This window comes from Actinoplanes sp. GCM10030250 (assembly GCF_042666575.1).
Lineage (GTDB): Bacteria > Actinomycetota > Actinomycetes > Mycobacteriales > Micromonosporaceae > Actinoplanes.
The window spans coordinates 241,937-265,512 of record NZ_JBHTDO010000005.1; the positions used below are offsets into that span (position 1 = coordinate 241,937).

General features: G+C 65.3%; 22 protein-coding genes. 11 read left to right on the top strand and 11 right to left on the bottom strand.

The features are described from left to right. Window positions 1-8 precede the first annotated feature (8 nt). Genes ACFQV6_RS10495 through ACFQV6_RS10505 form a run of 3 tightly spaced genes read right to left on the bottom strand, consistent with a single transcriptional unit; the run spans window position 9 to window position 2,606 of the window. Window positions 9-845, bottom strand: coding sequence for a CDP-alcohol phosphatidyltransferase family protein (locus tag ACFQV6_RS10495; RefSeq protein ID WP_378027186.1), 837 nt, complete (start codon window positions 843-845; stop codon window positions 9-11). Then, window positions 829-1,887, bottom strand: coding sequence for an iron-containing alcohol dehydrogenase family protein (locus tag ACFQV6_RS10500; protein ID WP_378027187.1), 1,059 nt, complete (start codon window positions 1,885-1,887; stop codon window positions 829-831). Before ACFQV6_RS10500 ends, ACFQV6_RS10495 begins: the two co-directional genes overlap by 17 nt. Beyond that, window positions 1,875-2,606: a sugar phosphate nucleotidyltransferase gene (locus ACFQV6_RS10505; protein WP_378027188.1), complete on the bottom strand. Its 732-nt coding sequence runs from the start codon at window positions 2,604-2,606 to the stop codon at window positions 1,875-1,877. The genes ACFQV6_RS10500 and ACFQV6_RS10505 overlap by 13 nt, the downstream gene beginning before the upstream one ends. Window positions 2,607-2,709: 103 nt before the next feature. Here ACFQV6_RS10505 and ACFQV6_RS10510 point away from each other — a divergent pair, with 103 nt between their 5' ends. Beyond that, the gene (locus ACFQV6_RS10510; RefSeq protein WP_378027189.1) at window positions 2,710-3,804 is read left to right on the top strand and encodes a PLP-dependent aminotransferase family protein; all 1,095 of its coding nucleotides are present in this window, start codon (window positions 2,710-2,712) and stop codon (window positions 3,802-3,804) included. 83 nt (window positions 3,805-3,887) lie between these two features. After that, window positions 3,888-5,018 carry a magnesium and cobalt transport protein CorA gene (locus ACFQV6_RS10515; protein WP_378027190.1) on the top strand — a complete coding sequence of 377 codons (1,131 nt, stop codon included), beginning with the start codon at window positions 3,888-3,890 and terminating at the stop codon, window positions 5,016-5,018. 123 nt (window positions 5,019-5,141) lie between these two features. On the opposite strand, the gene ACFQV6_RS10520 is transcribed toward ACFQV6_RS10515, so the two are convergent. Beyond that, window positions 5,142-5,690: a hypothetical protein gene (locus tag ACFQV6_RS10520; RefSeq protein ID WP_378027191.1), complete on the bottom strand. Its 549-nt coding sequence runs from the start codon at window positions 5,688-5,690 to the stop codon at window positions 5,142-5,144. A 171-nt stretch (window positions 5,691-5,861) separates the two neighbouring features. Between ACFQV6_RS10520 and ACFQV6_RS10525 the strand changes: the two genes are divergently transcribed. Both ACFQV6_RS10525 and ACFQV6_RS10530 read left to right on the top strand, forming a co-directional pair. After that, window positions 5,862-6,386, top strand: a complete 525-nt coding sequence (locus ACFQV6_RS10525; protein ID WP_378027192.1) for a peptidylprolyl isomerase — start codon at window positions 5,862-5,864, stop codon at window positions 6,384-6,386. A gap of 23 nt (window positions 6,387-6,409) precedes the next feature. Continuing rightward, window positions 6,410-7,315: a rhomboid family intramembrane serine protease gene (locus ACFQV6_RS10530; protein ID WP_378027193.1), complete on the top strand. Its 906-nt coding sequence runs from the start codon at window positions 6,410-6,412 to the stop codon at window positions 7,313-7,315. Here ACFQV6_RS10530 and ACFQV6_RS10535 read toward each other — a convergent pair. Further along, a complete protein-coding gene (locus ACFQV6_RS10535; protein WP_378027194.1) occupies window positions 7,312-7,722 on the bottom strand; it encodes a PH domain-containing protein in 411 nt (136 codons plus the stop codon). The two genes, ACFQV6_RS10530 and ACFQV6_RS10535, sit on opposite strands and share 4 nt — an antisense overlap. Window positions 7,723-7,825: 103 nt before the next feature. On the opposite strand from ACFQV6_RS10535, the gene ACFQV6_RS10540 reads away from it, so the two are divergent. Beyond that, on the top strand, window positions 7,826-8,308 hold the full coding sequence (locus ACFQV6_RS10540; RefSeq protein WP_378027195.1) for a hypothetical protein: 483 nt from the start codon (window positions 7,826-7,828) through the stop codon (window positions 8,306-8,308). Window positions 8,309-8,315: 7 nt separating this feature from the next. Here ACFQV6_RS10540 and ACFQV6_RS10545 read toward each other — a convergent pair whose 3' ends face one another. Together ACFQV6_RS10545 and ACFQV6_RS10550 are read right to left on the bottom strand one after the other, a co-directional pair. After that, the gene (locus ACFQV6_RS10545) at window positions 8,316-9,182 is read right to left on the bottom strand and encodes a transketolase family protein (protein ID WP_378027196.1); all 867 of its coding nucleotides are present in this window, start codon (window positions 9,180-9,182) and stop codon (window positions 8,316-8,318) included. Window positions 9,183-9,197: 15 nt separating this feature from the next. After that, window positions 9,198-9,869 carry a transketolase gene (locus ACFQV6_RS10550; RefSeq protein WP_378027197.1) on the bottom strand — a complete coding sequence of 224 codons (672 nt, stop codon included), beginning with the start codon at window positions 9,867-9,869 and terminating at the stop codon, window positions 9,198-9,200. Between the two features lie 107 nt (window positions 9,870-9,976). On the opposite strand from ACFQV6_RS10550, the gene soxR reads away from it, so the two are divergent. After that, entirely contained in the window at window positions 9,977-10,420 is a 444-nt protein-coding gene (gene soxR, locus ACFQV6_RS10555; RefSeq protein WP_378027198.1) for a redox-sensitive transcriptional activator SoxR, read from the top strand. Here soxR and ACFQV6_RS10560 read toward each other — a convergent pair. Beyond that, window positions 10,412-12,673 carry a tetratricopeptide repeat protein gene (locus tag ACFQV6_RS10560; RefSeq protein ID WP_378027199.1) on the bottom strand — a complete coding sequence of 754 codons (2,262 nt, stop codon included), beginning with the start codon at window positions 12,671-12,673 and terminating at the stop codon, window positions 10,412-10,414. The two genes, soxR and ACFQV6_RS10560, sit on opposite strands and share 9 nt — an antisense overlap. Window positions 12,674-12,755: 82 nt before the next feature. Here ACFQV6_RS10560 and ACFQV6_RS10565 point away from each other — a divergent pair, with 82 nt between their 5' ends. Next, window positions 12,756-13,859, top strand: a complete 1,104-nt coding sequence (locus ACFQV6_RS10565; protein ID WP_378027200.1) for an RCC1 domain-containing protein — start codon at window positions 12,756-12,758, stop codon at window positions 13,857-13,859. Window positions 13,860-14,235: 376 nt separating this feature from the next. Here the strand turns inward: ACFQV6_RS10565 and ACFQV6_RS10570 are convergent, their stop codons facing one another. Further along, the gene (locus ACFQV6_RS10570) at window positions 14,236-14,520 is read right to left on the bottom strand and encodes a hypothetical protein (RefSeq protein WP_378027201.1); all 285 of its coding nucleotides are present in this window, start codon (window positions 14,518-14,520) and stop codon (window positions 14,236-14,238) included. A gap of 1,577 nt (window positions 14,521-16,097) precedes the next feature. Here ACFQV6_RS10570 and ACFQV6_RS10575 point away from each other — a divergent pair. From ACFQV6_RS10575 to ACFQV6_RS10590, 4 genes are all read left to right on the top strand, one after another. After that, window positions 16,098-16,718: a hypothetical protein gene (locus tag ACFQV6_RS10575; protein WP_378027202.1), complete on the top strand. Its 621-nt coding sequence runs from the start codon at window positions 16,098-16,100 to the stop codon at window positions 16,716-16,718. A 454-nt stretch (window positions 16,719-17,172) separates the two neighbouring features. Further along, window positions 17,173-18,075 (top strand): hypothetical protein, encoded by a 903-nt coding sequence (locus tag ACFQV6_RS10580; RefSeq protein WP_378027203.1) that lies wholly within the window; start codon window positions 17,173-17,175, stop codon window positions 18,073-18,075. A 70-nt stretch (window positions 18,076-18,145) separates the two neighbouring features. Beyond that, window positions 18,146-18,661, top strand: coding sequence for a hypothetical protein (locus ACFQV6_RS10585; protein ID WP_378027204.1), 516 nt, complete (start codon window positions 18,146-18,148; stop codon window positions 18,659-18,661). A gap of 867 nt (window positions 18,662-19,528) precedes the next feature. Continuing rightward, entirely contained in the window at window positions 19,529-22,483 is a 2,955-nt protein-coding gene (locus tag ACFQV6_RS10590; protein ID WP_378027205.1) for a tetratricopeptide repeat protein, read from the top strand. A 217-nt stretch (window positions 22,484-22,700) separates the two neighbouring features. On the opposite strand, the gene ACFQV6_RS10595 is transcribed toward ACFQV6_RS10590, so the two are convergent. Further along, complete coding sequence (locus ACFQV6_RS10595; RefSeq protein ID WP_378027206.1) at window positions 22,701-22,847, bottom strand: hypothetical protein; 147 nt, start codon at window positions 22,845-22,847, stop codon at window positions 22,701-22,703. A 287-nt stretch (window positions 22,848-23,134) separates the two neighbouring features. Then, window positions 23,135-23,575 carry a hypothetical protein gene (locus ACFQV6_RS10600; RefSeq protein WP_378027207.1) on the bottom strand — a complete coding sequence of 147 codons (441 nt, stop codon included), beginning with the start codon at window positions 23,573-23,575 and terminating at the stop codon, window positions 23,135-23,137. Between the last annotated feature and the right edge of the window lies 1 nt (window position 23,576).

The window sequence follows — 23,576 nt, forward strand, 5'->3', positions numbered from 1 at the left end:
GGTGATGGCTACCCGCGCAGGGCCGCCCGTCCGGCGAAGGCGATGCTGGCTGCCAGGAAACCGCCGTTGACCAGCGTGAACAGCGCCACGAACCAGACCGTCCACTGCGGCGCCACGGTCAGCACCACACCGGCCAGCGTGATCACCGCTCCGTAGTCGCGGATCAGCTTGACCGCGCGGATCGGCAGCGACTGGCTGGTGACCATGCTGGCGGCCTGGTCACCGCCCTGCATCACTGAGGTGACCAGGTTGACCATCCAGGTGGCGGCGAACGCGGCGAGCAGCCACGCCGGTGTGTCCGGCTCCTGCGCCTTGGCGGTCGCGGCGAGCGCGGCGACCAGTGACGACTGGACCGCGACGTCGCAGAGCACGTCGAGCCGGGCGCCGGCCGGGCTGCTCTGGCCGGTGACGCGGGCCAGCTGACCGTCGGAGCAGTCGAACGCGTACGCCAGCTGCCACCCGATCAGCGCCAGCAGGCCGACCGGGGCGGCCCAGACGTTACCGTCGGCGACCGGGCCAGCCGTGGCGATAACCACGAACGAGACGAGGCAGCCGAGACCGAGGTTGAAAATGGTCAGGACGGTCGGGGTGAGGTGGTGCCGGTGGGCCCGCACCGCGATCCGGGCGCCGATCCGCTGGCTGACGCCCTCGCTGAACAGCCCGCCGCCCCGGTTCACGGCGTAGTAGTCGGAGGCTCCAGGCGTACCCCCGGCGGGGTTGCCGGAACCAGGCGCCGAGCCGGCGGCTGCCGACGGCGCGGAGTCCATCCGGGAGGTCGCGCGGGGGTTCGGTGGCGGCGCGGAGTCCATCCGGGAGGTCGGGCGGGGGTCAGTTGGCGACGGCATCGTTGTACTCAGCGAGTTTCTGCCGGGTCTGCTCCGGCGTCATGGCCAGGTGCTCGAGGATGGTGTAGCGATCCGGCCGGGTCCGCGGCGCGAACTCCACGATCCGGACGAACTGCTCGGCGTCCAGGCCGACGTCGGACGGCGTACGCGGAAGCTGGTGCCGTTCCAGACACTCGGACATCTGCCGGAACCGCCGCTCGTCCCCGCGCAGGAACGTGCAGAACAGCGCACCCAGCCCGGCCAGTTCGCCGTGCGACGCGGTGTTCGGATAGAGCGAGTCGGTGGCGTGCATGATCTCGTGGCACCCGCCGCTGGACGGACGGCTGCTGCCGCAGACGGCCATCGCGAGACCGCTGGAGATCAGCGCCTCGGCCAGCACGGTGACGAACGCGTCGTCGCTCATGTCGCCGGGCATGGTGAGCACCGCCTCGGCACCCATCCGGGCCAGCGAGGCGGCCAGGCCGTCCACCGGTTCGCCGCGCACCTCACGGGCCAGCTCCCAGTCGGCGAGCGCGCTGATGTTGCTGATCACGTCGCCGATGCCGGCGCGGTTGACCCGCTCCGGCCCGTTCTCCACGAAGTCCAGGTCGACGACCACGCCGAACGGGATGTGCACCCCGTAGGAGCCCTTGATGCCGTCGTTGTTCAGGCTGGCCACCGGTGACGCTATTCCGTCGTTGGCCAGGCTGGTCGCCACCGAGACCATCGGCAGGCCCCAGCGGCTCGCCGCGTACTTCGCCGTGTCGACGGTCTTGCCGCCGCCGATGCCGACGACCGCGTCGTAGTGGCCGCTGCGCAGCTTGCCGGAGAGCTCCAGGGCGGCGTCCAGGCTGCCGCCGGTGGTGACGAAGATCTCGGCGGCCTTCAGCGAGGGGCGGAGCAGGTCCACCACCTTCTCGCCGAGGCCGGGGCCGACCACCACCGCGACCTCGCCACCGGAGGAGATCCGGCCGTCGGAGAGGATCTTGCCGAGGTCGGCGACCGCGCCCCGCCGCACCTCGATGTGCAGCGGGGTCTGGACGCTACGGGCTAGTAGCGGCATGCGATGTCCCGGGCCTTGGCCAGGTCGTCGTGGTTGTCCACCTCGACCCAGGGCAGGTCGCCGATCTCGGCGGCCCGCACCTCGCCGCCCCGGTTCGCGAACTCCTGGAAGCCGTCCTCGTAGTAGAGGTCCGGGTTGCGCTCGAAGGTCGCCTTGAGCGCGTCCGCGAGCCGGCCGGCCGCGGTCGCCTCGATGATGTTGGCGCCGATGTACTCCCCGTACGCCTCGGCCGGGTCCATCAGCTTCGTGATTTTGGTGAGCTGGCCATCTTCGTTGAAGACGGTCTTCATCTCCTCGTCAGCAAGCTTCTTCACTGTGTCGACAGCGAGAAGGATGCTCGGGCCGCGCTGGGCCAGCAGCGTCTGCTCCACACTGACCGGGTGCACGGTGTCGCCGTTCACCATGAGCGCGCCCTGCGCGAAGTGGTCCCGGGCCAGCCAGAGGGAGTAGGCGTTGTTCCACTCCTCGGCCTTGTCGTTGTGAACCAGGGAGATCTTCACGCCGTACTTGGACTCGAAGCCCTCGACACGTTCCTCCACGGCGCCGGCCTGATAGCCGACGACGATCGTGACGTCAGTCAGCCCGGCAGCTGCCAGGTTGCGCAGTGAGATGTCCATGATCGTGGTGTCCCCGTCAACGGGGACCAGCGCCTTCGGCAGCGTGTCCGTGTACGGGCGCAGTCTGCGCCCGGCGCCGGCGGCGAGTACCAAACCGATCATGGGGTGGTTCCTTCCCAAGCGAGGGTTGTGAAGAGAGAACGATAGCGGCACTCGCAAGGACCGCTGTGAAAATGGTATAGACCCGGCTTCTAAGCTGTGGGGCATGACCGCTGAGCAGCTGATCTCCTTCGCCCGTGGCGCCCCGTCGCTGGACATCGTCGACGTGGAGGGCCTGAAGGCCGCCGCCGCCCGCGCTTTCGACACCGACCCGGCCGGTGTGACCGCCTACGGTACCTCCGTCGGCTACCTCCCGCTGCGGAAGTGGATCGCCGACAAGCACGGCGTCTCGCCCGACCAGGTCATCGTGACCAACGGATCGCTGCAGGCCGACGCGTTCCTCTTCGGCCACCTCGTCCAGCCCGGCGACGACGTGATCGTGGAGCGGCCCACCTACGACCGGACGCTGCTCAACCTCCAGAACCTCGGCGCCAAGGTGCACCAGGTGACGCTGGCGTCCGACGGTATCGACGTCGACGAACTGCGCGGCCTGCTCGAGTCGGGCCTGCGCCCGAAGCTCGCGCACATCATCCCGAACTACCAGAACCCGGCCGGGTTGACGCTGTCGCTGGAGAAGCGGCAGGCGCTGCTCGCCCTGGCCGCCGAGTACGGCTTCGTCATCTTCGAGGACGACCCGTACGTCGACATCCGCTTCCGCGGTGAGCCGCTGCCGTCGATGCTCTCGCTCGACACCGAGAACACGGTGGTGCACGCCTCCAGCTTCACCAAGACGGTGTGCCCGGGTGTCCGTGTCGGGTACCTGGTCGGCCCGGCCGCGCTGATCGACGCGATCGCGAAGAAGGCCACCAACCTCTACATCTCCCCGGGCATGGTCTCCGAGGCGATCGTGCACCAGTTCTGCGTGAGCGGTGACATCGAGAAGTCGGTGCGCACGGTCAGCGCCGCGCTGGGTGAGCGGGCGAGCGTGCTTGCCGAGTCGATCCGCAAGCACATCCCGGGTGCCACGTTCACCGAGCCGGACGGTGGTTACTTCCTCTGGGTGGACCTGCCGTCGGACGTCGACGTGGACAAGCTCTTCCCGGCGGCCATGAAGAAGGGTGTCGCGGTCGTCAAGGGCAGCGACTTCCTGCTGGAGGGCGGGAAGAGCTCGCTGCGCCTGGCGTACTCCGCGGTCACCGTCGACCAGATCGACGAGGGCGTGCGGCGCATCGCCGAGGCCATCGAAGAAGTACGGGGCTGACGGTCTTTCCCGTGCCGGTGCTGAGCCGGCACGGGAACCTCCGGGTAACCTCGGTGGGTTTGCTCATCCCGGAGGGTTGGACCATGACCGAGCGCGAATCGAGTGCATGGACGCGTGGCGGGCCGCTGGGTAAGGGCTGGGCCGCCCGGGCGATGACGCGACTGCTGGCGACCGGGGAGGCCGCCGCGCCGAACGGTTCCGGCGCTGGCCGGGAGACGACCGCGGTGGTCAACTGCGGCGTCTACCTGGACGGGAAGCGGATGCCGGGTGACTTCACCCCGGATCAGGCGCTCAGCGAGGCCTGCAGCCGCGACGGCGCCTTCGTGTGGCTGGGGCTGCACCACCCGTCCGAGGGCGAGATGGCGGCCATCGCGCACACCTACGGGCTGCACGAGCTGGCCGTGGAGGACGCGGTCAAGGCGGAGCAGCGGCCCAAGCTGGAGCAGTTCGGCGAGGTGCAGTTCCTGGTGCTGCGTACCGCGCGCTACGTGCCGCATCAGGAGCTGACCGAGAGCTCCCAGGTGGTCGAGACCGGCCAGATGATGATTTTCATCGGCGAGCGGTTCGTCATCACGGTCCGGCACGGTGACGCCTCCGAGATGGCGCCGGTCCGTGCCGATCTGGAGTCGCACCGCGAGGTGCTGCTGCAGCAGGGGCCGTGGGCGGTGGCGTACGCGGTGACCGACCGCGTCGTCGACCACTACCTCGAGGTGGCCGACCAGGTCGAGGCGGATCTGGACATCATCGAGGAGGGCGTCTTCTCCCGTGATCGGATCGCGCCCATTCAGCAGGTCTACCAGCTGAAACGAGAGCTCGTGGAGTTCCGCCGGGCAGTGGTTCCGCTGCAGCGGCCGCTCGCGGCGATCACGTCGAGCCAGGGCGTGGTGCCGAAGGAGATCCGGCGTTACTTCCGCGACGTGCAGGACCACCTGACGCGTACGGTCGAGCAGGTCTCCTCCTACGACGACCTGCTCAACTCGATCCTGCAGGCCCGTCTCGCCCAGGTGACGGTCGACCAGAACAACGACATGCGCAAGATCGCTTCGTGGGCGGCCATCGCCACGGTGTGGACCGCGTTCGCCGGTGTCTACGGCATGAACTTCGACTACATGCCGGAGACCGGCTGGAAGTACGGCTATCCGGCCCTGATAGCGGTCCTGTCGGTGGTCACGGTGGTCCTCTACCGGGCACTGCGCCGCAACGGCTGGCTGTAGCCGGACGGCTCGGATGCCCGGACGTGCCGCACCGGCGCGTGCCGGCGCAGCTCGTCGCCTACCTGCCGGCCGGCCCGGCCCTGGATTCGATCCGGGCCGGGCAGCCGTGAAGCAGCTCTTCGATTACCGGGGGTTCTGCTTCGTCGGGTCGGCGACCGTACCGTTCGACGTGGTGTAGACGGTCGGCTCCAGCGGCTCGAACGTGGCGTCGTCCGTGCCGGCCTGCGTGCTGCCGGAGGCGTCGTACTCCTCCCACTGCGCGTCCCGGCGGCGACGGGCCACGTACGCGGCACCGATACCGACGGCGGTGCCGAGCAGCGCGTAACCGGCGAGCCGCCCGGAGCGGCCGTTCTTCCTGCCGTACGCCTTCTCGGCCTTGCGCTCCAGCTTCTTGGCGGCCTTGACCTGCTGCTTGGCCTGCTTGCGGGTCTGCTTCTTGGTCGCCTTGCCGGTCTGCCGGACGTTGTCGGTCGCCGCGGTCACCAGCGGGGTCAGCGTCGCGAGCGCGCTGTCCCAGCTGTTCGTGGCGGCGTCCTTCGCCTTGGTGGCGGCCGGCTGGACCCGTCCCTTGGCCGCGTTGTACTTGGGTCCGACGGTCGCGCTGGTCTCCTGCGCCGCCAGGGACGCGGCGCGCTTGAAATGATCCATGCTCTGGTTGAGCTCGTTGCGCATACGCGCACTACGGTTCCTTCGGCGAAGCGTTGCGAACACCGGTGCCCACCTCCTGTGGTCGTCTCCCAGGCCATGTTGCCTCTTCGGGTACCCCCGCGCGGCCGGATCCATGACATGGGGGAGGATCCGAATTGCACGAGAACAGTCCCATCACCGCAGACGGGAGTACCCGTGGCAGCGAACATCTACGCCACCCTTCACACCAATCACGGCGCGATCCGCCTCCAGCTCTTCCCGGATCACGCTCCCGCGACCGTCCGCAACTTCGTGGAACTGGCCGAGGGCACCAAGGAGTACAAGGATCCCCGCACAGGTCAGGCGGGGTCCGGGCCGTACTTCGACGGCACCATCTCGCACCGGGTCATCGCCGGTTTCATGGTCCAGCTCGGCGACCCGACCGGCACCGGTCGCGGCGGCCCGGGTTACCAGTTCGGTGACGAGTTCCACCCGGAGCTTCAGTTCGACCGCCCGTACCTGCTCGCCATGGCGAACGCGGGCCCGGGCACCAACGGTTCGCAGTTCTTCGTCACGGTGGCGCCCACCCCGCACCTGAACCGGCGGCACACGATCTTCGGCCAGGTGGCCGACGAGCAGTCCGCCAAGGTGGTCGACTCGATCGCGAACACGCCGACCGGACCGGGCGACCGGCCTCGTGAGGACGTCGTGATCGAGCGGGTGGAGATCGAGCGTTCCTGACCACTCCGGGTACCTTTGGTGCCATGAGTGAGGCTCCCTCGACGGCACCGGTGTGCTATCGGCATCCGTCACGAGAGACCATGCTCCGGTGCAGCCGATGTGAGCGCCCGATCTGCACCAGCTGCATGAACGACGCAACCATCGGCCATCAATGCCCGGACTGTGTCAAAGAGGGACGCCGTGGTCAGCGGCCGGCGCGCACCGCCTTCGGCGGTAGTCGTGCCGGCCAGCTCGGCTATGTGACCACCGGCATCATCGCGATCAACTCGCTCGTCATGATCGCCTCAGCGATCGTCGGGGGGCCGCGCGCCATCGCCGGCGCCGGCGGGTTCTTCGGCCTGCTGGGCACCGGCACCCCGCTGACCGACTTCGGCGAGGTGCTGGGCTGGGCGACGTATGGCGGTCAGGTGCACGGCGTCGCCGAGGGCGAGTGGTACCGGCTGGTCACCGCGATGTTCCTGCACTACGGCGCGGTCCACCTGCTGCTCAACATGATGCTCGTGGCGCAGCTCGGCCGCTATCTGGAGGCCCAGCTCGGCCCGCTGCGGTTCGCCGCGCTCTACCTGATCGCCGGTTTCGGCGGCAACGTCGCGGCATACGTCTTTCAGCCCGCGAACCAGCCCTCGGCGGGTGCCTCCACCGCGACGTTCGGCCTGATCGCGGCCGTGATCGTGATCAACCGCCGGTTGCTGCGTGATCCCGGCCCGATGATCCCGCTGCTGGTCACCAACCTGATCTTCACGTTCACCATCCCGCAGATCTCGATCGCGGGACACCTGGGCGGTCTGGCGGCGGGTGCCGCGGCGGCGGCGGTCCTGGCGTACGCGAGACTGCCGCAACGCTCCGCGAAACAGGCGGTGGGCCTCACGGTGCTGGTGATCCTGATCGTGGCGGCCGCGGTGCTGAGGACCCAGGCGATCCTCGGTTAGGCCTTCGCCGCGCGCAGGTCGCTCAGCTGTGTGACGACCTCGTCGGGGAGGGCTCCGAGGTCGTGCGCGCCGTACAGGTAAAAGGCATCGCCGGTGTCGATCTCCAGGACCTCGTTACGGAGACCGCGGCGGACGGTGCGCTCCACCCGTACCCTCTCGATCTGAGACCAGGGCACCTGCCGGCGCCGGGCGAATCCGGTGACCACCGTGATGCCCTCCCGATCCGCCGCAAGGCGGATCGGCACGATCAGATCGCGCACTGCCCAGCCGGTCAGAACGGCCGCGACGATCGCCGCCAGCGCCCAGCGCACCGGGTCACCCTCGGCGAACGCCGCGGCGAGCACCACGAGAGCGACAGCACCCATCAGCTTGGAGACCGGGAGGACCGGTTTGACGCGCCACTGCATGCCATCACTATGGCAGCCGTTTCATGCGTCCCGGAATGGGTTGTAATTCGATATTCATCGGGGGCGGCCGACTCCTCGCCGTTCATCCCCCGTTAAACATCACATGGACGTGTTCTTCAGTACGTTCCACAACGCAGCCGACGCCGGGTCGGTGTCCCTTCCCGCGGCGAACCGGCACCTGTCAATCTTCCGGAACTGCGTGGACCAGGACGACCCCGCGATCCTGATGACCCGATGCGCCCGCCCGGGTGCGCCGCTTTCCGGCGACTACTACCTGCTGCTGACCCAGCGGCGGGTGGTGGTCGTTCAGGAGACGCGGCCCCTGCACCGGTTGCGCCTGCACCTGAACATCAACCTGCGCCAGCTGAGCAACGTGACCTGGCGTCTGGATCTTTCCAGGCCGGCCATCGAGGTGGCCGCCACCGCGATGGACGGCGTGCGGGAGAGGTTCCGGATGCGGCTGGCCGACTCGGCTGCGGTCTGGCGAGTCGAGGAACTGCTGCGTGAGGTCTTCCAGGGCCGGCGCGCGGAGCCCGCGGCCGTGCCGGTGCGGGCGCCGCGGATCACAGCGCCCGCACTGGCGTAAGGGGCTTCTACAGAAATTCTTGGATCGAGTGGCGGAGCCCGGCCGGGTCGAGGCCGTGCTCCTGGGCGTGGTCCCGCCAGGAGCCGTAGCGCCGCACCTCGGTGCGCCCGACGCCGAGGTGCAGCGCGCGGTGCGGCCGGCCCCTCAGCGCCTCGCTGAGCAGGCGTGCCGAGGTGCCTTCGAGGTACGGCTCGACGAGCACCACCGCGTCGGTCGCCAGAGCCCGCAGCCCTTCGACGTCGAACGGCCGCGGCGTGTTCGTGTAGGCGACAGTCACGTCGAGATCCCTGGTCGCCTCCAGCACCGGATCGAGCATCGGCCCGACCGCTATCACCAGTGAGCTGCCCTTCTTCAAGGTGCGAAGGTGGGCGCTGTCCGGATACGCCGTCGTGTTCTCCTGCTCGGACAGCCGCACGTAGACCCGGTCGTCGTGCTGGGCGGCGGCACGCAGCAGGCCCGGCACCTCGTCCCGGTGACCCGGCACGTGCACTGTCCAGCCCTCCAGGGTGTCCAGCAGCGCCACGTCGCCCGGAGACTGGTGCGTGTATCCCTCCTCGGCGGCGTCGTACGAGGCACCGATGCTGACCAGCACGGCACCCACGTCCTGGTGCGCGAGGTCGAGCTTGATCTGCTCGTAGGCCCGGTCGATCAGGAACGGCGCGTACGAGTGCAGGATCGGCCGGAGCCCGGTCAGGGCGAGCCCGCCGCCGACCCCGGCCATGAGTTGCTCCCGGATGCCGACGTTGAACACCCGGTCCGGATGTCGCTGCTGAGCGGTCCGGAACGAGGCGGCCGAGATGTCCGCGAGCACCAGCGCGGTGCGCGGATCGTCGTCGAGCAGGGCGGTTGTCGTGGTGATGAAGGCTTCCCGCATGATCGTCTGCCTCTCCTACTTGGTCTCTACCGCTGCCACTACCAGGTGCGGCCGTCCGGTGATCCGCAGTGCTCGCTCGATCTCGTCGTGGTCGCGGCCGTTCACGACGGAGACGCTCCACCCGGGGAAGCGGGCCGGAATGCCACCCGGCCATCCGTGCGTCGACGACTGGTTGTCGATGACGATCGCGGTCAGCGGCAGCTTGATCGCGGCCGCGTACGCGATCGCCTCATGGTTCGAGCCCTCGTCCAACTCCGCGTCGCCGAGCAGCACGAACGTCCGCGTGTCGACGAAGCCCTGAGCGCGCAGCCCGAGCGCGGTGCCCACGGCCAGGCCCAGCCCGTGACCGAGCGATCCGGTACCGACCTCGACACCCGGTACGAGCACGCGGTCCGGGTGGTGCCCCAGCCGGCTGTGCGGACCGGCGAGATCGTCGAGCCACTCCTCGGGGAAGAAGCCCTTGGCGGCTAGGACGGCGTAGTAGGCCGCCGGCCCGTGCCCTTTGGAGAGCAGGAAACGATCGCGGTCGGGTTCGTCGGCGGTTTCCGGGGTGTTTTGGAGCACTCGGTCGTACAGGATCCAGAGCACGTCCAGTGTGGAGTGAGCGCTCGGCGCGTGCTTCTCGTCACCGGTGACGCGGTTGAGCAGGCGTTGCAGGCGGTGTGTCGGTGCGGTGAGTACGGTCATGGCTCTAGGCTGCAACTTGAAGCTCACTTGAACTCAAGCTCGTTCGTCAGTTCGTTTTTCAGCTCGGTTTTTCGGCTCGGCTTTTCGGCTCGTTCTTCGGGGGACGGATGGAGACTCTCACCATCGGCGATCTGGCTGCCCGCAGCGGGGTGGCGCCGTCGGCACTGCGGTTCTACGAGCGGGAGGGATTGATCCACGCGACGCGCACCAGCGGCAATCAGCGGCGGTACGAGCGGGCTGAGCTGCGGCGGGTGGCCTTCATCAAGATCGCCCAGCAGGTGGGGGTGTCGCTGGAGGAGGTCCGGGCGGCGCTGGAGTCCCTGCCGGAGAACCGGACGCCTACCAAGGCGGATTGGTCTCGCTTGTCGGAGCGGTGGCGGTATCGGCTGGAGGAGCGGATCGCGGTGCTGGAGCGGCTCCGGGATCAGCTGACGGGGTGCATCGGGTGCGGATGTCTGTCCCTGCAGAGGTGCAAGCTGGTGAATCCGTCCGACCAGCTCGCGGGGCGGGGCGCAGGCCCCCAGATGATCATCAACCCACCGTCAGACTGATCCCGCGGCGTTCCATCTCATCAGCAGGTTGGCGGCCGCGATTGTCTGCGGATGTTCGGCACCGAGGGTTCGCCTGCGGCCGGTGACGACCCGCTCCTCGATCGCGATCGCCTCGGTGCTCCGGCCGGCGTCCCAATAGGTGACGGCGAGGTTGTTGCGCAGGGTGAGGGTATGCGGGTGTTCGGGGCCGAGGACTCGTTCGATATCAGCGGCGAGCCGTTCGAAGATGCTGATGGCCTCGGCGGTGCGGCCCGCGGACTGGTAGGAGGAGGCGAGATTGCCGCGCGCTGTCAGGGCGTGTGGGTGGTCAGGGCCGAGGACGCGCTCGAGGTCAGCGGCGACGGACTCCTCGATTGTGATCGCCTCGACGGTGCGGCTCGCCTGCCGGTAGGAGGCCGCGAGGTTACCGCGCGCTGTCAGGGTGTTGGGGTGATCGGGACCGAGGATCTGCTCGCGGATGGCAAGGACCCGCTCGTAGATGGGGATGGTGTCGTTGGTACGTCCCACTTCCCGGAAGAGGTTGGCGAGGTTGGCATAGGCGTTCAGGGTGGTGGGATGTTCGGTGCCCAGGGCCCGGTCGGAGTCGGCGACAAGCTGTTCCTGGATGGTGAGGGCCTCGTCTGTGCGACCGGCCCGCCAGTAGGACGCTGCGAGATTCGCGCGCGCCGTCAGGGTGTGTGCGTGGTCAGGCCCGGAGATGCGTTCGCAGTCAGCGGTGACCTCCTCGAAGATGGTGATGGAGAGGCCGACGCGGCCGACCTCGCGATAGCACCCGCCGAGATTGGCTCGGACCGCCAGGGTGAGTTCGTTCCCGGAACCGAGGATCCGCTCGCTGTCGGCGAGAGCCTGCTCGAAGAGTGCGGTCGCAGCGTCGAAGTTGCCCTGGTGCTGCTGATAGGAGGCGGCGCGATCCAGAACGAACAACATCGCGGTGGATTCATGATCTGCGGGCAGCTGCTCCACGAGGGCCTGGACATGCGGGATCAATGCCGCCCACATCGGAAATCCAGCCACATTCGCGATCGGATCCTCCGGCGCCGCCTTCACCAGGAGTTGCACCGCACTGCCGCGGACCGCGGTGGCACGTTCATCGACGACGTTCTGATTGCGGGTTACGGCCTGGACGAGCCGGTGCACGGTCAGCGCCCTTGAACGGCGCTTGATCATCGAATACGACGCCAGGATGGCGAGCGCATCATCGACGTCACGAGGTTCGTGCGCCAGCGGATACAGAACGCTTTCCGGCAGCGGATCGGCGCCGAGCCACGCCATGACATCAAGCACGGTGGCCGCGACGGCGCTAGACTCCGCGACGGATCTCATCGTCACCGTCCACACCGCTGCCATCGTTCGCTGCCCGGTGTCGCCCACCCCGGCGTTACCGGCGGCCCGGCCGAACTCCTCGGTCAACAGCGCCGTGTAGTGGTCGAACGTCATCCCGTCGTGCTGACTGACATATGCAGCGGCCTGCTGGAGCCCCAGCGGTAGATCGCCCAGCCGCTCCGCCAGGCGGCCGGCTCCCGCGGCGTCATCAAGATCGGTCAGCTCCCGCAACAGGCGAATGCTTGAGGTTCGGTCAAGGACCTCCAGTTGCAGCGTCCGAAACCCCAACCCGCGCCACCGTGCGCGCAGATCGCGGCGGGTCGTCACCAGCACGTGGCCCCGGCCGGAGACCAGGCCCAGCAGGTCAGCGATATCGTTGATGTCCTCGACGTTGTCGAGAACCAGGAGCCAGTCGGTGTTCGACTGAAGCCAGCCCCGCGCCCACTCCTGTGCGTTCGCCGCCAGCGTCGCCACCGGGTGCAGCCGTTCGGTCAATGCGGCCAGACCCAGACCGACAGCCGACCGGTTGTCCGCCGTGATCCACCAAACGAGCCGATAGCCGCTCATGTATGAGCGTGCATACTGGTTCGCCAGCTCACTCTTGCCGATGCCGCCGAGCCCGTGCACCGCCGCCTGACCCACCACGACACCACCGTCCGCACCATTGAGCAGCGCGGCCAGGTCGGCGACGTCGCGGCCCTCGAACACCGCCGACGCGGGTGGAAGGTTGTGCGGTACGCCACCACGGCCACCGGCGCGCTGCGGCGGGGGCAGAGTCCCGGCGTCCACCTCCACGCTGTTCAACGTGTTGTCGGAACCGATTTGGATGTTGCGGCTGTTGCTGACGTCGGCCTGGAAGCTGTCGCCAAGATCCATAATGGTCACCGCCTCGTTGCGTACGGCTACGACGACGGTATAGCAGCGGCTCACCTCATCGACCGGCCCCGCGAAGATCCGTCAAGCTGATCAAGACGGGGCAGCGGCGAACTCAATGTCCATTTAGGGTTTCCGCATGCATTTGCCCCTGAAGAAACTGGCGGTCGCCGCTGCCCTCGTTGCAGCGGTCCTCGCCGTGCCCGCACCCGCGAGCGCCGAGGACGCGGCACCCGCCATCCGTCAGGTCACGGTCGGCGTGGAACACAGCTGCTCCCTGGACGACACCGGCAGCGTCCTCTGCTGGGGTGACAACTACTTCGGCCAACTCGGTGCGGACGGGCCCCGGCGGTCCTCGGTGCCGGTCCCGATCGCGCTCCCCGGCCCGGCCACGAGCATCGCCGGCGGCGCGTACCACACCTGCGTAATCGTCGCCGCTGATGTGCTCTGCTGGGGCGACAACTACGACCGGCAGCTCGGCACCGCGAACGTCCCGACCGACGGTGCCGTGGTGAAGGTGGAGGGTCTCGAGGGCCAGACGCCGAAGACGGTTTCCGCAGGTGTCAACTCCTCCTGCGTGGTGACCGAGAGCAGTGAGCTCTACTGCTGGGGCGAGACCGCCAGGCAGCAGACACACATCAGGCAGACGGTGAAGTTCGACGTTCCCGGCACGGTGATCGCCGCCGAGGTCGACAAGTGGTACGGCTGCGCGGCGACCACCGAGGGCCCCTACTGCTGGCACGTCGAGTACCAGGGCTTCCAGCGTGCCGCCGGCTTCCCGGCCGGCCCGGCGGTCGCGATCACCACGTCCCGCAACGCCACCTGCGCACAGACCCCTGACGACAGTCTGTACTGCTGGGGCGACAACTTCTTCGGCTCCGTCGGTGACGGCACCATGGACCGCCGTCCCGAGGCGGTCCGCATCGCGCTGCCCGCGGCTCCCACCACCGTGGGGTCCGGAGAGAACCACATCTGTGCGGGCGTCGTTGACGGTGCGTACTGCTGGGGTCGCAACAGCTACGGCCAGGTCGGCGCCGACGACCCCGGCTGGGCACTCCCGTCGCCGACTCCGGTCGCCGGCCTCACCGGCGCGGTGACATCGATCGACGGCGACTTCAGCCACACGTGCGCGGCTGTGGCGGGCGAGGCGTACTGCTGGGGCATCAACGACGTCGGTCAGCTCGGTGACGGGACGACGACGTCGGTGCGCGCTCCGGTGAAGGTGCTTGCCGCGCAGGCCTGACGCGAGTAGCCGCTGACCTGCATTCGCTCAGGTCAGCGGCTGTTTCTCATGTCTCGGGATCGAGCGGAGGGCGTGGGATTCGAACCCACGATGAGTTTCCCCATACCGGTTTTCAAGACCGGCCGCTGCGACCCGGTGACCTGCGCGGACGTCGGGGATCGCACCAACGTTGTCGCGCTATGGTCGCACCGAAGCGCCCATACCCTGCGACGGCCCTATAGAACTAAGGATTGCCTGCGACGCGGTTTAATCAAGCGTCGTACGAGGTCAGATGGGCTGATGAAGATCCGTCCCGGCCAGTTCAGCTGCTGGCGCTGCTGTACTTCACTGCTGTACAGCAGCGTGGCATGTGCGATCTAAACAAGCCGCGATGAACTCAGCGCCAGCGCTTCGGCAGCAACTCGTGCAACGAGGCCATTGCGGCAAGGCCGGCGAAGAAGCCGATCAGGATGGCCAGCGACGGCCCAGCCGGCTCCCAGGCCGCGACACTGGCTACCGCTGCACCCCCAAGCCCCCCAAAGCTGACAATTCCCTTTCGGGTGATGAAGCCCTCTTCTTCCTTAGTTGCCGCTGGTCCATCAGCACTCGTTGGAGAGCTTGCTGCACCTTGCACGCCGTTGAGCTGTGGTGGTCGGGCAGGGTTGTCGTTACCGTGGGGCACGTTGTGCTCCTTCGTAGTGGGGACCTTTTGCCGGGTGCTCAGAGAGGGAGCGCGACAAAGACGGCCCGCCTGCCAGCGGGCCGTCTGCCTATGCGCTTGCTGCTTGAGGAAGTAGTACCGCGCCGGACGAGTGATTGTCTTCGGCCCCTCGATCACCCTACGTAATTGGCACACTTGTGCCTGTCTGATTTGGCGGCACTTAAGACTTAATGCCCATCCTGTGGGTAACAGTACAAGCACCCCGAGTTGAAGCAATGGGGTGAAATAGAGCACATTAATTTTTGGGCCCAATGGCGCTGGCGATTTGTTTAAAGGCTATTCAAATATCCACAGCCAACATCGTGGTAGTACTTTCGGTTGACGGTCTTCAACTCATAGTCCGAGGCACCCTGTACGAACGGCTGCATGCCATAGATTTTGATGCCTATTCGTTGGTCGATGCGCTATTTGCCCGTATCAGCTAGCGCAAGTCGCACCCGGATGCAAGACCGTGCTTTGGCTTTGGATTCCAAGGTAAGTCATCCCAGGACACCGACAGTGATCATTTATGCCCGAGGGTCAGGCCGCCCTCTGCCAGGCAAGTAGCGGCAGATCCTCCATGAACTCAGACACATATTCTCTCTGACACGAGACCTAACCGTTGTATCGAAATGTCACACAGAGTCGTTACAGACCGTTGCCTACGGTGTCACTCGCCTGTTGTGCCCTGATTTGATCCCTAGAAATCATTGCCGTTTATAGGACAAAAGTAATTTTTGTATTCAGAACAAACAAGCCGTCAAGGCGCCGCATGCTTTGAGTAACCGTGGCTCGAGCGAACATGCCGAAGAATCTTAGGCGACGTTCTCACTTGACACAGAAAGTGAGCAGGGTAGTTCGATGGGCCATCCGTGCGGACAAGCTCAGCCGAGTCCGGGGTTGACGGCCGTGACGTCATGCCCTAGCCCCCCACCGCGCCGTAAGATCCGCTTTCGGCGCAGTTCCCCCTCGACCCAACTCCTACGCCGTCGCCCGCGACAGGATCTTGGCATCCGCACATTTGGGCAATCCAAAGATCTTGGCCACGCCGCCCTGTCCGAGCGACGCGGCCTCGCCGGCCTCACTTGTCGTTGAGCATCAGGTCAAGCTCGCCCTGCATGGTTGCCTCACGCGCCGCCTTGGCTCACGCCCGCGCCGCCGCTTTGTCAGCTCGCTGCCGGGCCGCCTCCTCTCGGACCGGAGCTCCCACCCCGCGCGCACGTCAGGAACCCGCCAGCACGTGTCCAGGCCGAGGATTGCTCAGGCAAGGGGTGTGCCGCTCGTGCGCCAGGCCGAGAGATCCGGAGAATCGTGCGACCCACCTGGGTAGATCCGCCCGTCTTCGCGCGGCGCGGTAGGTGGCGTTCCGGGCGTGGTGTCTACGACCCCGGCGGCCGTAGGCCGACCGGGGTCGCCGCCCCCGCGGGGCGGCGTACCGGCCACCGCGCCGCGCGAAGCGCGGCGCCTTGATCCCTAACAGGCAGATTCGGCAATGTTTCCTGCCGACCCTTCCGTCGCGTCGCGGCACCCACATCGATCTCTGTCGCTATCGTGCGTGGATGATCACTCGACTGGGTGCTTTGGCCGAGCGAATCACGACCCGCTACTACGGATGGGAAAGGCGAGCGGCCGGGCGGTTCAAGACATGGTCAGTCCGGCGCCGATGGCTAACGTTCGTGCTACTTCCGCTTATGGTTGCGGGTTGCTGCGGGGGTGTGGTCGGCGTGCCAGCCCTTGTGTTCCTCCAAGCCACCGTTGACGCCGGCAAAGGTTCAGCTTCACCTGAGGCTGCGGCGAACGAGTACCTGTTGACCATCTCGTACGACACCGACGAAGGCCTGCTGCCGCTGCTCGACGACGAGCACCAAGAGGAACTGCTAGAGCAACGGGCGGGATACCTGTCCGCGATGAAGGCGACCGATCCGCCGCCAGTTCGGATCAGCTGGAGCGGATACGAGGTACGGCGACTCACCGAGAAGCACGCGGAGGTAAACACCGACGTCCGAGGGAACTGGTCCTTCACCTCAAAGACCGGGCGACTCCAGAGGTACAACAGTGAAGCGCACCCATGGCTGATCACGGCGGTCGAGGACGACGGCTGGCGCGTGACCGCGGTGGAACCGCACCCGTGGTGTGGGGGCTACGTCGCTTCGGATCGCTGCTCGCCGGTGGGCCAGTAGCGGAATTCGAGGCACCATCCGGGCGTGGTGCCGTCTCCGCCTCATACGGTGCCACCGTCTAGCAACGCGCCTCCAATCCGCTACCGGGAGAAGCGGCGACGCGAGGGGATCAAGCCTCGCAGGAGGGTGGACGCTCGGATACGGACCTGTACCGATCGATGCAGCTCCTGGGTGTTGCTGTACTTCACTGCTGTATCCCATTGGCAATCGAGCGGCCTGGTATTCGCTCGACCGAGCGCTTCTACGGCCCTACCTAGGGCCTAGGGCCGCCACCGCCGGATGCCTCTCACGCCCCCGGCACCTGGAGGGCCGGTGCTCCGGCATCGGGCAGGCTGGCTCCTACCGCAGCGAGGTTTGCCGCGCCGAGAAGCGCTATGACGCTGATCGATCTCGATTTACTCGTAGTTATGCGCCAAACTCAAGGAGTCACGGAAGCCTTTGCTGGGGAGTGCGCATGGCTAAGTCACGCAGAGTAGTCTTTGGACGGGTCAACCGTCGGAACTCCACGATGCAAATGCGCCCCTTTTCGGAAGATATGCTCGAGTTGGCCAGGAGTAGGAGAACAAGCATCACGTTTAAGGCCGACGCCGGCAGGCCGGCACGCACTTGGCACGCGGCCGACATAGAGGTTGCCTCGGGCCGCTTCGCAGTTGGAGTACTTGGCTTTGCAGTGAGCGAAGAGAAGCGGCATTTCGACGAGGATGAATTCTCTTGGATCAAGGGAGAGACGGAGTTCTCCGATGCCGCGTCGGAAGACACTGTGGTTCCGTTTGCGGTAGACCTCCGCGAACACAGCCGGTACGTCGCCATAGCAACTAGCGGGCGAGTAAAGGCTTACTCAGCCATGGTTAACCTTGGTAAAGTCCTCAATCGAGCGGCACACGATATTGGCCTACTCCCCGCCGACTGGGAGTGCGACCTCGTAGTATCCCAAGCTTCGATACATAAGTGGCTAGAAACCTACCCGAAAGTGCGACTAATGCGGCGCACCATCAAGTTCACTAATCCTGGCCGTGACCTAGATGAAGATCGAGCACAGATGATCGCCCTCCGTGCCGGACGAAAGAAGGAAGAGTTCGCCGCTCCTTACAATCAGGAGCTTGATGTTAACTCGGAAATCTTCGCCGAGAAACTTCGTGGCATTGAGACGGGTGACCTTGAAATCTACCTGCAGGCCCGCGTGGAGGGTGCTGACAAAGCAGAATTCAACAGCAACGAGGATGCTGATAAGGTCTCAATTTCCGATTTCGGAACTGATCTCGTTGAGGGCAGGGACCTAGTAGCGATGGCGCTAGCAGGCTACACCGCTAGGCTAGAAGGTGACGAACCGGGCGAACCGCAACTATGGGACGAGTGAAAGTGTCGTACACCAGTACTAGGTTGACATGCATCCCCCTACAGGGAGGTGACCCATGTCGGGTACTGGGATGAGAGACCTCTGGTCTGCGATGGACTTTCGCTTCAGTGAAGTCCTGAGATTTGATCTTTGCTGGGCGCTTGCTGCAGGATTCGGAGGCCTGGCCACCGCTCTCATTACGCCTGCCGCCATGATCAGGACTGTGCCAATCGCCGCTAGCCTCGTAGGAGTTGTAGTCGGTGCAGTCATCGCTGGCATCGCCGTCCAGACCGCGTTCATGGATCAGGCGTTCCTTCGTAAGATCAAAGCAATAGGGCGTGATCCTGCGAGGTACATAGCGCCCTTCCTCTTCACTGCATTCGTGGGCATCATCGCCATGCTCTCAATGCTTGTGCTGAGTGCGATGTCCGCAAAAACCTTGCAACCGATACTCGCCATAGCCTGTTTTATATCGAGTTTCTTGACCGTCTGGACCATGGGAAGTCTCTTACAAGCCCTTTCAACACTTGTGCAGTTCATACACCTCAAAGTTGATGCCCTAGACGTACCCGATGACATTGATTTAGGCAATCCGGTTAGTAAGTAACGGCAACTTTAAACCGCGCAATTCGGCCGGTCGGGAGCCCCTTCTTTAGTCGCCATGGGACGTCCTGACGTCCTGGATACGCGTCACATCGACGATCACGATGTTGCTCGGGCAAACACCTCTTGTACTCGCTCGCGCCCATCGTCCACGATGCTCTGAAATATCTATATGATCAAATCTCTACCGGGATGCGGTGTCACCACCAGCCCTGCTCGCCATATGTGCGGTGGCCTGCTTGGATCCGAAGCAATCAGCTCGGCCGAGATTCGGCCGACCGAGCAGAAAGTGCCCCACCACCGCGTGCCATCAGCCAGCGTGATCGTTACATCAGCGTCGTCGGCTAGTTCAGGGTCATCGTCAGGACCGTTGTTAAACCTGACATTTGCGCCCCTGACCGATATGGTCCAGAGTCCGAAATCCATACCTTCAACCGTCACACAATCTCATACGCTGCGTAACCGAAACGTACAACGTGGCGGAGACCCATCTCTCATCTGGCAGCGGGTCGAACGAGGGCTTCGCGATCCAACAAGATCGTTTGATACAACTGCGCCGATGTCAGCTAGGCTGCGGAAACTCTTGTTAGATCTGACAGCGTTCGACTGAGTCTATAGGTATCGAGCGAAGTGGTTGCGGATTAATCGATCATGAGTGCCTTCACCGCGGTCTTGACTTGCTGCCTCGACCCAATAGTCCTTGTCGGCCAACGCGGCGCTCAGTAGGCCCACGACACCCCTACCGCGGTACTCGGCGGCAAGCCGCAGAGCGCTGCTGGCGATTGCAACGTCCGCTTGCTGCCTCGTGGGACGTTGCTGCCAAATTCGCCTATCTAGGTCAAGATGAAGGAGTTACGGAGGTGAGAGGCGCGTGGCTGAGCCCGATTCACTGTTGGACATCCTTCGACGAAGGAAACAAGCCTGGTTCGTGGGCCGGGATGGGCATATAGGGCTATTTCGAGAGAACTTTCGGCTTCCAGTCGAACGCAAGCGCTTCATCTTCAACATCCACGGCGACGGCGGCGTAGGAAAGACATTCCTGCTCCAACAGCTTCGACGGATCGCCCGCGAGGAGGGGGCCGTCGATGCCTACACGGATGAACACATCTACGGGGTACCCGAGACCATGGCGGCGTTGGCCGGCCAGCTCGGGAAGCCCTTCAACGATTTCTTGAGCAAGTATGAAGACTTCGATCGCCGGCGCGAGCAGATGGCGCAAGATCCCCAGGCGCCACTTACCGCCTGGAGCAAAGTTACCCGGGCCGCGGTGAAGATCGGGTTGAATGCGTCCAAAGCCCTGCCTGGTGCTGCGCCAATCGTGGAGCTTGTCGATGCGGAGGCAGCAGCGGAAGCTACGGACCAGGTTCGCGTATACCTGAGCGCTAAGTTTTCCGATAGCCGAGATGTGCGCCTGCTACTCAATCCGGTGGAGGAGCTGACGCCGCTCTTCCTGCAAGGACTGCGCAAGGCTGCGACGCAACAGTCGGTGGCGTTGTTCTTCGACACCTACGAGCGCACCGCACCGGTGCTTGACGGTTGGCTACTAGACATCCTGCATGGGCGGTTCGGCGATCCGCCGACCGCTCTGGTGTTGACGGTGGCCGGTCGAGATCCGTTAGGTGCCAGTGGGTGGACAGAGTTCTTGGGTGCCATCGCTGCAGTCCCACTACTCCCGTTTACAGAGACTGAAACGCGGCAGCTGCTAGCCGCTAGGGCGGTCACTTCCGAGCAAGTCGTGCGGACAGTGTGGACGCTGTCCGGAGGGTTACCACTCTTGGTCGCCATGCTTGCCGAGGGCCATCCGACAGATCCCGATGAAGTGGGTGATCCGAGCGGAACAGCTGTCGAGCGGTTCCTGAAGTGGGAGCATGATCCGCGGCGGCGCGAGGCCGTGATGACGGGTGCGCTTCCCCGTCGGATCGACGCTGATGTGCTGTCTGTGTTGGCACCAGATTTGGACGGTAGGGCAACCCTTGACTGGCTCAAGACCCTGCCGTTTGTGGCGACACGTTCAGGGCGTTTCGAGTATCACGACGTTGTAAGGGCACCGATGGTCCGGATGCAGCGGGTGCAGTCGGCTCAAAACTGGCGGGCTGCGCACCGCCAGCTGGCCGAGGCGCACGAACAGTGGCGTCAGCAGGTACGTGCTGACGCGGACTGGTCGGATTCGGCATGGCTGCATCACCGACTCGAAGAGACATACCACGGCCTGTGCGCCGATCCATCCGGCAAACTGTCGGTTGCACTTGAGTCGGCGGTTGATGCAGCGGTTGCTGGCATCGCTATCATCCGTCGATGGGCTGAGATGATCCGAATGGCCGGACATGATGCCGGCAACGACAGAGTTCAGCAGCGTGGCCAATGCCTGGTGGCATGTCTCGATGAGCAGCGTCCCGACTGCGTGGACGTGTTGACCGAACTACTGCATGACTCCTTGCTCAGCTCCGACGCAAGGTCTGCTGCTCTCGTGGAACGAGGGCGGCTACATTACTATGCCGACCGCGACGAGAAGTCAATTACGGACTTCAGCGAGGCTATTAGACTGGACCCCGACCGTAGTGTTGCGTATGAGCGGCGCGGCGAGTCCCACCGTTGGTTGAAGCGTTATGAGCAGGCCTTGGCCGACTTCGACCGGGCCATCGAACTTGACCCTAAGTCAGACTGGGCCATCGCCAGCCGCGGCGAGACCTACCACGCGATGGAACGCTACGAGCAGGCCCTCGCCGACTTCGACCGGGCCATCGAACTCAACCCTAAGTCAGACTGGGCCATCGCCAGCCGCGGCGAGACCTACCACGCGATGGAACGCTACGAGCAGGCCCTCGCCGACTTCGACCGGGCCATCGAACTCAACCCCAAGTCAGACTGGGCCACCGCCGGCCGCGGTCTGACCTACCGTGCGATGGAACGCTACGAGCAGGCCCTCGCCGACTTCGACCGGGCCATCGATCTCGACCCCGAGTCATCCTGGGCTATCGCCAGCCGCGGCGAGACCTACCACGCGATGGAACGCTACGAGCTGGCCCTCGCCGACTTCGACCGGGCCATCGAACTGGATCCGAGGTACTTCGGGTCCGTGGTCGGTCGCGGTCTGACCTACCGTGCGATGGAACGCTACGAGCAGGCCCTCGCCGACTTCGACCGGGCCATCGATCTCGACCCCGAGTCATCCTGGGCTATCGCCAGCCGCGGCGAGACCTACCGCGCGATGGAGCGCTACGAGCAGGCCCTCGCCGACTTCGGTCGGGCCATCGATCTCGACCCCGAGTCATCCTGGGCCATCGCCAGCCGCGGCCGGACCTACCACATGATGGCAGACTACGAGCAGGCCCTCGCCGACTTCGACCGGGCCATCGAACTGGATCCGAAGTACTTCTGGGCCATGGTCGGTCGCGGCCTGACCTACCGCCCGATGAAGCGCTACGAGCAGGCCCTCGCCGACTTCAACCGGGCCATCGACCTCGACCCCGAGTCATCCTGGGCCATCGCCAGCCGCGGCCGGACCTACCGCGCGATGAAGCGCTACGAGCAGGCCCTCGCCGACTTCGACCGGGCCATCGATCTCAATCCCAAGTCAGACTGGGCCATCGCTGGCCGCGGCGAGACCTACCGTCTGATGAAATGCTACGAGCAAGCCCTCACCGACCTTGACAAGGCCATCGAACTCGACCCCAACGATGCGTGGTATTTGGCTTATCGATGGCGCGCGAACTGTGATCTGCATCGAGCGGTTGAAGCGGAAGCGGACCTTGCTCGCGCGACTGCAATCGATCCAAGTAGGGACTGGGGTAGCGATGGGACTTACGAAGGGCACGAAGCGCCATAACTGACTACTGCCGTCTGTTACAGAGGCGCAGGTACGCATCGCGCGTTCCCCAACGGTAATCCGGGGACCACGCTCACAACGGCACCCTCGAGCACGCTCCCGAACCGTCGCCAACATCACTACCCGCGACGGCCGTGTTACCGCCGATCCTCGAAGCATCGGCCAGCGCGCCGACCGATGCCGCCGAAGGCCGCCAGTGGGCCCAGAAGGGGCGACTTCAAAAGCGGCGGAGGTCTTTGCCCTGGGCCTCGATGACACCGTTACGGATTGCTGCCTTGAGGATAAAGTAGTGCACAGCCAAGCCAGCGCCGAAAAGCAACAAAACGATGAACAATGACGCCGACGGGTCGAGGTCGCTCAGCATAGGTGTTCTCTCCAGGAACGGAATCGGCTCAGGCAGCGGGGTAACCCGCACAGCAAGTAATCGGTCGTGCCTTGGGCCCGCTTAAGGATTCCGAGGAGCAGCGCCAGTCGCCTGACGTCGGCTCGCGCCGTGGGCGGGTACGGCCGGGAAGATCCGGCCAGGTGGGCGGCCCGCAGGGATGCCTTGAGTTGGTGCAGCATGTGCTCACCGGTCGGTGTCAACAATCAGTTTCGACGGCTGTCATCGCTAACGGCTTAACGGATCAGTTGGGGGCTACTACCTGGGAATCAATGCCGACGGGTGCGGCGAACTGCCACGCCGACCACGATCAGCATGCCGAGGGCCTCGCCGACCGCGAGGAGGATGCCGAACGTGGCGGCTAGCCCGAGAACTGCCTTAGTGCCGAGTGTCAGAGCGATGACCACGATCGCGACGGCTAACGCCACCAGCCGTAGTAACGCGACGGTCCTGGCAAACTGTGCCAGCTTATGGCCGCGGTCCCCACGTGCCAGGGCGATGGCTGCTAGGAGGGCCACCACAGCACCCACGCATGCTGAGGCAGCGAGCATGGTGAAGGAGGCTGCATCGGCAGCCTCGATGCTGCCCTGTCGGTATGCGCTCCACATGAGTGAGCCGATCGCTGCCAGGGCGATATCGCCAACCATTACCAAGCCGCACAGCGTCGCCAGGACAAGATTGCTCGTACCGCCGGTGCGCGCAGCCGTCATG